Annotated in this window: 8 protein-coding genes and 1 pseudogene; 6 read left to right on the top strand and 3 right to left on the bottom strand. The window is 54.9% G+C overall.

All coding sequences use genetic code 11. From position 1 onward, the window contains the following. Positions 1–115 precede the first annotated feature (115 nt). Both BN3772_RS06790 and BN3772_RS06785 read right to left on the bottom strand, forming a co-directional pair. The gene (locus BN3772_RS06790; protein ID WP_042198054.1) at positions 116–505 is read right to left on the bottom strand and encodes a hypothetical protein; all 390 of its coding nucleotides are present in this window, start codon (positions 503–505) and stop codon (positions 116–118) included. A 105-nt stretch (positions 506–610) separates the two neighbouring features. Beyond that, positions 611–2,035: an aminotransferase-like domain-containing protein gene (locus BN3772_RS06785; RefSeq protein ID WP_042198053.1), complete on the bottom strand. Its 1,425-nt coding sequence runs from the start codon at positions 2,033–2,035 to the stop codon at positions 611–613. A 237-nt stretch (positions 2,036–2,272) separates the two neighbouring features. Here BN3772_RS06785 and BN3772_RS06780 point away from each other — a divergent pair, with 237 nt between their 5' ends. The 4 genes from BN3772_RS06780 to glpX all read left to right on the top strand — a co-directional run bounded on the left by BN3772_RS06780 (position 2,273) and on the right by glpX (position 5,936). Continuing rightward, on the top strand, positions 2,273–3,223 hold the full coding sequence (locus tag BN3772_RS06780; protein ID WP_042198052.1) for a DMT family transporter: 951 nt from the start codon (positions 2,273–2,275) through the stop codon (positions 3,221–3,223). A gap of 176 nt (positions 3,224–3,399) precedes the next feature. Beyond that, a complete protein-coding gene (locus BN3772_RS06775; RefSeq protein WP_042198051.1) occupies positions 3,400–4,056 on the top strand; it encodes a helix-turn-helix transcriptional regulator in 657 nt (218 codons plus the stop codon). Positions 4,057–4,074: 18 nt separating this feature from the next. Next, complete coding sequence (locus BN3772_RS06770) at positions 4,075–4,875, top strand: pyruvate, water dikinase regulatory protein (protein WP_042198050.1); 801 nt, start codon at positions 4,075–4,077, stop codon at positions 4,873–4,875. A 65-nt stretch (positions 4,876–4,940) separates the two neighbouring features. Next, positions 4,941–5,936, top strand: coding sequence for a class II fructose-bisphosphatase (gene glpX, locus BN3772_RS06765; protein ID WP_042198047.1), 996 nt, complete (start codon positions 4,941–4,943; stop codon positions 5,934–5,936). Positions 5,937–6,457: 521 nt separating this feature from the next. On the opposite strand, the pseudogene BN3772_RS31180 reads toward glpX, so the two are convergent. Further along, a pseudogene (locus tag BN3772_RS31180) lies at positions 6,458–6,952 on the bottom strand (general stress protein); the annotation flags it as partial. Positions 6,953–7,293: 341 nt separating this feature from the next. On the opposite strand from BN3772_RS31180, the gene BN3772_RS06755 reads away from it, so the two are divergent. Both BN3772_RS06755 and BN3772_RS06750 read left to right on the top strand, forming a co-directional pair. Beyond that, complete coding sequence (locus tag BN3772_RS06755; protein ID WP_042198045.1) at positions 7,294–7,605, top strand: (2Fe-2S) ferredoxin domain-containing protein; 312 nt, start codon at positions 7,294–7,296, stop codon at positions 7,603–7,605. Positions 7,606–7,801: 196 nt separating this feature from the next. Then, positions 7,802–8,650 carry an AraC family transcriptional regulator gene (locus BN3772_RS06750; RefSeq protein WP_042198041.1) on the top strand — a complete coding sequence of 283 codons (849 nt, stop codon included), beginning with the start codon at positions 7,802–7,804 and terminating at the stop codon, positions 8,648–8,650. Positions 8,651–8,665: the final 15 nt, after the last annotated feature.

Here is an 8,665-nt window from a genome sequence, read left to right as displayed (position 1 = left end):
ACATGGCGCTGTTTGGTTATACGGCTGGTTACTTTGGCTAGAGTGCTACCGCGCGGAATATAGTTTAGGCAGGAGAAGGCTGCTACTGCGCGGAACAAATCATGCGGCCTGCGGCTTAGCGGCAGGAAACGGCCAATTCAGAGGCATTTTTGCCTCTCATTCCGCCCCAAAGCCAACTTCCGGCCAATTCAGAGGCATTTTTGCCTCTCATTCCGCCCCGCAGCCAACTTCCAGCGAATTCAAAGGCATTTCTGCCTCTCATTCCGCCCCAAAGCCAACTTCCAGCGAATTCAGAGGCATTTTTGCCTCTCATTCCGCCCCACAGCCAACTTCCGGCCAATTCAGAGGCATTTTTACCTCTTATTCCGCCCCACAGCCAACTTCCAGCGAATTCAAAGGCATTTCTGCCTCTCATTCCGCCCCACAGCCAACTTCCAGCGAATTCAAAGGCATTTTTGCCTCTCATTCCGCCCCGCAGCCCGCTTTCAAGCCCCGTTCCCGGCACTACATGTAGCTCCGTCTCTGCACCTCGCTTCTCCCGCTGTCAGGCGTCCGGTCTGTCCAGACCCTTCAACGGAACCTCACCCGCTTGAACGCCCCGCCCCGCATCTCACAGCTCCCGCGCCAGCTGCATCAGCTTGCGCATGCCCTCACGCAGCACATTCTCGCTGGCGAAGGAATAGCTGAGCCGCAGCCAGGAGGTCATCTCCCCGAGCGGGTCGCACAGCTCACCTGGTACAAAGGAGATGGAATGTCCCATACTGCGCTCAAACAGCGCAGCGGCGGAGACAGACTCCGGCAGCTTAATCCACAGGTTCAGCCCGCCCTCCGGCGCTGACCACTCCCAGCCGCTGCCGGCCAGCTCCTCCTCCATAATCTCTTTATGTACCTGCAGTGCTATCCGCAGCTTGCCCAGATGCTGCTGCAGGCGCGGCGAGGTGTAGTAATGCAGGAAGATTTTCTGGTTCAGCAGCGGTGATCCGTTATCGGCCATCGACTTGGCGGTAATGAGCCGCTCCATGAACGGATGTCGGCAGGCTACCGCGCAGATCCGCAGCCCCGGTGCCACGTATTTACTGAAGCTGCTGATGTAGATGACCCAGCCTTCGGTATCGTAGGCGAAGAACGGCGCCGGCGGCGCCTCGCCGAAATAGATGTCGCGGAAGGGGTCATCCTCCACCAGCAGGCAGCGGTAACGCTCTGCCAGCTCGACCAGCAGCTTACGCTGGCGTGCCGGCACGGTATAGCCTGTTGGGTTATGATGGGTCGGGTTGATGTAGAACATCCGCGGCCGGTAGGTGCGCATCAGCTCCTCGACTGCCTCCAGATCGTACCCCTCCGGTGTAATCGTCACCGGGAGCAGCCGGGCACCCGCCCGCCGGAAAATATCAAGCGCCACACTATATGTCGGCCGCTCTACCATCACATGATCCATCGGTCCGAGCACAAGGCCCGCAATCAGATTGATCGCCTGCTGTGCGCCTGAGGTGATCAGCAGCTCAGCAGGCGACAGCTGCAGCTTAAAGTGCTTCTGATAATGCAGGCTAAGCACCCCGCGCAGCTCTTCGTCGCCCTGGACGGAGGAATAGGTTCCCATAACCTTCGGATAGAGGTCAAATACTTTTTTCACATAATCAGACAGAAACAGGTTGGGCAGCAGACCCGGATCAATCAGTGCCTGCGAGAACTGATACTGAACCGGCATCCGCTGAATGTCAGACATCGGATTAGTCAGGGAATACACCGGTACAGCAGCGGCATCAGCCTCCTGATCAACGCGCTCCTCTCGCAGCATGCCGGCAGGCGAGACGTAATAGCCGGATTTGTCTTTTACATAGACTCTGCCGCTGCTGGCCAGCTCCCGGTATGCCTTGAAGACCGTCAGCCGGTGCACCTGCAGCTCCTCAGCCAGCACCCGGATCGACGGCAGCTTGTCATGCACCTTCCACTCCTCGCGCACTATCCGGTTCACCATATAATCGTAGACCTGACGGAAGAGCGGATGGCTCTGTTCCACTCTCGCATGTTGTTTCATAGCTCTGCACCTCTCTCCACAATTTCCCCAGTCCTAACGCACGTACCTTCTTCTATTTATGAAGACACCGCAGCTATTCCGGCGCACTGTTCATTTCCGTACTTTATTTCCCTTATTGTACAGCATCTAACCCCCTATCTGTTCTATTCATTATGAACTGTTCTGTGTCCTGCCAGTTATGATTATCCAAAATGCTTTACCGGACTGCCATATCACATTCACAAAGGGGAAATATTTATGATTATGCTCGCTTATTCACTTGTCTGTCTGATCTTCGGCACTACCTTTCTTGCTATCAAAATCGGCGTAGACGCCGGAGCGCCGCCCTTTTTCTCAGCTGGCATACGTTTCTTTCTGGCCGGTGCCGTCCTGTTTCTGTGGATGGTCCTCAAAGGCAAAGCCAGCTTCTCCCTGCTGCTGCGCAAAGAAATGCTGATTACCGGGGCTGCCCTGACTTTCGGCACCTTCTCTGCACTATACTGGGCTGAACAATACGTATCCTCTGGACTTGCTGCTGTGCTGTCAGCTACAGGGCCGATGATGATCCTGCTGATGCAGACCGCTGTTCTCCGCCAAAAAGCGCCCTCCTACTCCATGCTCGGCTGCATCATCGGCTTCACCGGCGTACTGCTGCTTGTGCTGCCGAGCCTGGTTGTAGACGTATCCCCGCTCTGGATCACAGGCTGTGTTGTCGTGTTAATCGGCGAATGCTGCTACGCTGCCGGAGCGATTTATTCCAAAAAGGTAATCAACACCTTCTCCAGCGTCTCGCCGGTCGCTCTGAATGCCGCACAGATGATATACGGGGGATTGCTCCTGTTCATTCTGTCATTGGCAGCCGAGCAGCCTCACCCTGAAATTCTGTTCTCTGTCCGGACCGCCGGGTCGCTGCTCTATCTGACCGTAATCGGCTCCATGGTTGGACATACTCTGTTCTACTGGCTTGTTGCCAAGACTAATCCGGTGTTTCCATCAACCTGGCTCTATATCTCCCCGCCCATTGCCGTCGGAGTAGGTTATTTGTTCTATGACGAGGCAGTGACCTGGCTTACCATACTCGGTGTGTTCACGATCATCGCCGGAACAGTGCTTGTTAATGCCGGTGCCCTGAAGCAGCTGCTGTTCAAAAAGAAGCTGACGCCTGCTGTTCTTCCCAAGCCTCAATTGGATGCCGCTGCACAGGAATAAAGCTATTTTCACCTACTAAATTTATTTATGACGTCCTATATGTTGCATTAATGATCATTATTGCGTATTATATAACCAAGTTAAGGGATATTATTGCCATTAAGACGTCTGAATAAGAGGGGGAATCGGCCAACGGTACTCCTTTTCCATAGGAGAGACCTCATAATATCCGGAAAATGGAGGGACCCGCAATCGAACTAACATCCCGTCAACTGCAAATTATTGACATTGTGAAGAAACGTGCCCCGATCTCCGGCGAACAGATCGCAGAAGCTTTGAACCTCAGCCGGCCGACGATCCGTAACGATCTGTCCATTCTGGTCATGCTGGATTATATTGATGCGAAGCCGAAGGTCGGCTATTTCCCCGGCCAGCGGTCAGTAGCCCGTTTGGGCGGCAGCTATCTGCTCAAGGACCGGAAGGTCAAGGATATCCAGAGCATTCCGGTAGTAATCCGTGAAACAACAACCATTCAGGATGCCGTCGTCACCCTGTTCCTGCAGGATGTCGGCACTCTGATTATCTGCGACGGGGAAGGCAAGCTGGCCGGAGTCGCCTCCCGCAAGGATTTTCTCAAGGTAACACTCGGTAATCCCGGTGCAGTGTCCATGCCGGTAAGCATGGTCATGACCCGGGTGCCCAAGGTAGTGACGGTATCGCCGGATGAGCCGGTGCTGGATGCCGCACACAAAATGATTTTTCACGAGGTTGACAGCTTGCCGGTGGTCGTGCCCGGCGGCGCGGAAGAAACCGTCCAGGGACCCGAAGTCGTCGGACGGTTAACCAAAACTTCCATCGTTAAGCTTCTCCTCGATCTCGAAGCCAAAGGATAACGGGAGGATAAGAAACGCATGGAGCAATCTTCGCACTACATCACGATATGCTCAGATTCAATAGGCGATACGGCAGAGGCAGTAGTGCAGGCCGTTATCCACCAGTTCCAGAATCAGCGTGTCACAATCAGGAGATACGGCAATGTAAGGCATGAGGATGAGCTGCGCAAGCTGATGGAGGAAACAGCCCAGCTGCAGGGCTTCGTCGCTTATACACTGGTACAGCCGGAGCTGCGGGAGGTGATCCGCGAGGAAGCGGTACGCCTGGACCTGCGGATTGTAGATATTATGGGACCGATGATGCAGGCGTTCATCGACACCTTTGACGATGCACCGCAGGCCCGTCCCGGGCTGCTGCATCAGCTGGACGAGAATTACTTCCGGCGGATTGAGGCCATCGAGTTCACCGTTGCCTGTGATGACGGGCGCGACCTTGGTGCCATGCTGAAGGCAGATATCGTGCTGCTGGGTATGTCCCGGACGTCCAAGACCCCGCTTAGCATCTTCCTTGCCCACCGGGGCAAGAAGGTCGTTAATTATCCGGTTGTCCCGGAGATTGCTCCGCCCCAGCAGCTTCTAAGCCTGCCGCCAAGCCGGATTATCGGCCTGACGATGAAGCCGGAGTACATGCTGAAGATCCGCTCCGAACGCCTGAAGATGCTCGGGCTGCCAGCCGGCTCGCAATACGCAAGCCTGGAGCGGATTCAGGAGGAAATGGAATACGCGGCAGTGCTGTTCAAGAAGCTGGGCTGCCCGGTCATTGACATTACCGACAAGGCCATTGAAGAAACGGCAGGCATTATTATGGGCCATCTGTAGCCTGCCAGCTGCCGCACAGGAATGCTGTACACCAAACCTATAGACTATTAATGGAGGGAAAACATATGGAACGCGAGTTGGCACTGGAGATTGTACGGGTAACGGAGCTGGGTGCTTTATCCTCAGCACGCTGGATTGGCCGGGGCGACAAGAATGCGGCGGATGATGCCGCCACAACAGCCATACGTTCCATGTTTGATTCTGTCTCCATTGACGGAACCGTTGTAATCGGCGAAGGCGAAATGGACGAAGCGCCGATGCTCTATATTGGAGAGCGAGTTGGCACGAGAAACGGTCCTGCTGTTGATGTGGCCGTTGACCCGCTTGAAGGTACAGAGGTCGTTGCCTGCGGGCTGCATAACGCCCAGTCGGTCATCGCGATTGCCGACCGCGGCAGCCTGCTGCATGCGCCCGACATTTACATGGAGAAGCTGGCCTGCGGCCCAGAGCTGGCCGGCAAGCTCAGCCTGGACGATTCTGCGGAGGTTACACTGCGCAAGGCAAGCATGATCACCGGCAAAGCTTTGTCTGAGCTGACGGTGATGGTGCTCGACCGCAAACGCCATGAAGAGCTGATCGGTACCCTGCGCGCGCTGGGTGTGCGGATCAAGCTGCTCGGCCACGGCGATGTGGCCGGAGCGATCGCAGCGGCGCTGCCGGACAGCGATGTTGATCTGTACATGGGCTCCGGCGGCGCTCCGGAAGGTGTACTGGCTGCCGCTGCCCTGAAATGCCTTGGCGGTGAGCTCCAGGGCCGGCTTATGCCGGAAGGGCCGCTCGAGCTTCAGCGCTGCCTGATGATGGGTCTGGATCATCCGGCCCGCGTGCTGTCGATGGAGGATATGGTCGGCACCGGTGATGTAATCTTCGCCGCTACCGGAGTTACCTCCGGGGAATTCCTTAACGGTGTGCGCTTCATCGGCAAGGAGCGTGCGGAGACACATTCGGTTATTATGCGGGCGCAGAGCCGGACCATCCGCTATATCCGCAGCATTCATTTCCTGCCCGGCAAGGACATTCCGCAGGGTGTCTCAGACCGCCAGAACGTCGCTTTTATGTAGCTGGCTGACCCCAGGCTCTGATGCTTGGCGCAGAATCCCCGGCAAGTGACAACAGCATACGTACAGCAAAAAAGGGTTTGCCCGGGGTCCTGTCCTGCAGGAACCGGGCAAACCCTTTTATTAGCTGTAGCCTGCTGTCCTTCAGGCCTGCCTGCTTAACGTCTGCGGCTGTGGTCTCTCAGCAGCTCTTCGCCGGGATTGACGGCACGGGCTTCCTCACGCAGGCGGTGCCTGCGGGCCTCTTCATCCTCATCTTCAAAAGCAAGCGAGCTTCTGCTATCCACATCCTTGCCCATGCCGTCAGGCGTTCCGGAGTATAGATCAGCCTTCATTCCCGGCTGGTTAATATCCTCATGCGCCCGGTCATCCGGCAGATCATGCACCGGAGCGGAATTCATGGTATCAAGTCCCGTATCATTCCGGCCTTCCAGTCCTGAGCCGTTGAAGGCGGCATCCGCCACATCCGAGACTGAATGGTCAGCGGCATCTCTGCGGGAAGCGGCTGGACCGGAATCCTCAATATACCTTTCGGCATTAGCCGAACTATGATTACGGAATACGGAATATACATCACCGGCACGATTATTATCTGCATCCACCATGACCAGAATCCGTCCTTCGTCTACAGCATTTTCATAGCTCTCCGCCTCATCCTCCGGAATTCCAAGGCCGATCAGGCCGCCGACCAATCCGCCGGTTCCGGCTCCAATCGCTGCCCCTGTTAGGGTTGCGGCAATCGGCCCGGCAGCAATAATCGGTCCGATTCCCGGTATAGCCAGGGCACCGATACCTGCCAGAAGTCCGGTTACTCCGCCAAGCAGTCCGCCCGTTGCCGCTCCTGAAGCCATACCCTCCGGCGCTTTAGTGCCCGTCTCTTCATTGATCGCTTTGACATCACGTTTATTTCTGGCAATCACGGAGATGTCCTCTGTCAGAAATCCGTGGCTTTTCAGATCTTCAATAGCCTGTGAAGCCTCATATTCGGTATGGAACACACCTACAATTTTCCTGTTCATAACGATTCCCTCCTGATAGCTTTTTTTAAAATTTCATTCTCACTCTTTCACATTTCTTAATTAACCACTCCCCCTGCTGCTAAACTGAAAATCTCTTCATTTCCGGCGATTCCTCAAATTAATTTTCGAAACAGATGCGGCACCGGTAATTCTGTCCACCGACACATTTTCATCATATCTAGCCGGTATAGGTTAGCTAAGATTACATGTAAATCACGGGATTTAAGCATATGTTAAGCCTTTACGAACAATGATCCGAACCTCGTTACAGCACCGGCAAAAGGGACTATACTCCTCGTAAGATATGTCAGCCATTTTCACGTGACCAAGGAGGTCTACCCATGAATATGCGTTTAAAGGTGTTAAAAAAGCATCTGCTGTTCTGCTGCAGTGAGCACTGCAACAACCAGGAGGTTGAGGATGTTATGCAGGCATTCAAGGAGCAGCTGGTGGAGCAGGGCATCAACAAAACGGTCAAAATCAACAAAACCAGCTGCCTCGGGCTATGCGGTAATGGTCCCTTCGTCATCGTATACCCTGACGGCATCTGGTACTATAACGTGACCACTGAGGATGTGCCGCGTATTGTGGAGGAGCATCTGGTAGGCGGCGAGCCGGTGGATGAGCTGGTTATGCTGAAAATGGAAGCCTGATGCTGTAACTTCTGCACGTTATAGCTTTACCGGCGCCTCTGTGCCATCTGCCTGCTGTATTTAAAAGCCCCGCCTGTCTCCGACTCCGGCAGACTGCGGGGCTTTTTGCGTATTCCTACTGCGGGTTCAAACTATTGTATAATGAAAGGGATCTACTCTGATTCAAGACTACTCTACACAGGAAAGAGGCTGAAATATGGCCGTATTTAAATATAATCCGCAGCGTCCGTTCCGCAGCAGTCCTGACCTGCATCTGCATTACTGGGGCTTTGAGCACTGTGCTCCCGGCCATTCCGTCGGTCCAGGCGTTCGCGACCTTTACAAAATACACTTTATTCACGCAGGCACCGGTACGGTCGCTGTAGGAGAAGCCGAGCACAGGCTGCAGGCCGGGCAGGCTTTTCTGATCTATCCGCATATGGTCACCCGTTATGCAGCCGACAGTACCGAGCCGTGGACCTATTCCTGGATAGCCTTCACCGGAGAAGAAATGGAATCCTTATTGTCCCGGACCTCACTCACACCGGAGCAGCCGGTTTTTCCGATGGACCAGCAGCTGATGCCCGTGCTCTACGACAGGCTGACAGCAGCAGCCGAAACAGCTGACGGTCTGGACCTGCCGCTAAAGGCAATCATGTATGAGTTCTTTGCAGTCCTGCTGCGTACAGCTCCGGCGCCAACGGACAGTGTAAGGCTTCCGCGTGCAAAAAGCTTATACGTTGAGGAATGCCTCCACTTCCTGCATGCCCATTACTGTGAAAATATCACCGTTGAAATGATGTCCGCCTCCCTGAAGCTGGACCGCAAATATTTGTCCGCCCTGTTCAAACGTACAGTCGGCCTGCCGCCGCAGCAGTATCTGCTGAATTTCCGTATCGCCAAAGCCTGTGAGCTGCTCGCCGAAACCGGCTGCACCGTCGGTGAAATCGCCCGTTCGGTCGGCTACCAGGACCCGCTGCTCTTTTCGCGGATGTTCAAAAAGGTCAAGGGCTGTTCACCCAAGGACTACCGCAGCCGCCATGCGAATAATGACATTAGTCTATAAACATCTTCCATGCTG

It is taken from the genome of Paenibacillus camerounensis, assembly GCF_000723885.1.
Lineage (GTDB): Bacteria > Bacillota > Bacilli > Paenibacillales > Paenibacillaceae > Paenibacillus_AQ > Paenibacillus_AQ camerounensis.
This window is presented reverse-complemented; position numbering and strand designations above follow the sequence as displayed.

Coding starts and splice junctions, on each gene's coding strand:
- glpX (WP_042198047.1), top strand. CDS start 4,941: ATGGAACGCGAGTTGGCACTGGAGATTGTACGGGTAACGGAGCTGGGT.
- BN3772_RS06775 (WP_042198051.1), top strand. CDS start 3,400: ATGGAGGGACCCGCAATCGAACTAACATCCCGTCAACTGCAAATTATT.
- BN3772_RS06785 (WP_042198053.1), bottom strand. CDS start 2,035: ATGAAACAACATGCGAGAGTGGAACAGAGCCATCCGCTCTTCCGTCAG.
- BN3772_RS06780 (WP_042198052.1), top strand. CDS start 2,273: ATGATTATGCTCGCTTATTCACTTGTCTGTCTGATCTTCGGCACTACC.
- BN3772_RS06770 (WP_042198050.1), top strand. CDS start 4,075: ATGGAGCAATCTTCGCACTACATCACGATATGCTCAGATTCAATAGGC.
- BN3772_RS06750 (WP_042198041.1), top strand. CDS start 7,802: ATGGCCGTATTTAAATATAATCCGCAGCGTCCGTTCCGCAGCAGTCCT.
- BN3772_RS06755 (WP_042198045.1), top strand. CDS start 7,294: ATGAATATGCGTTTAAAGGTGTTAAAAAAGCATCTGCTGTTCTGCTGC.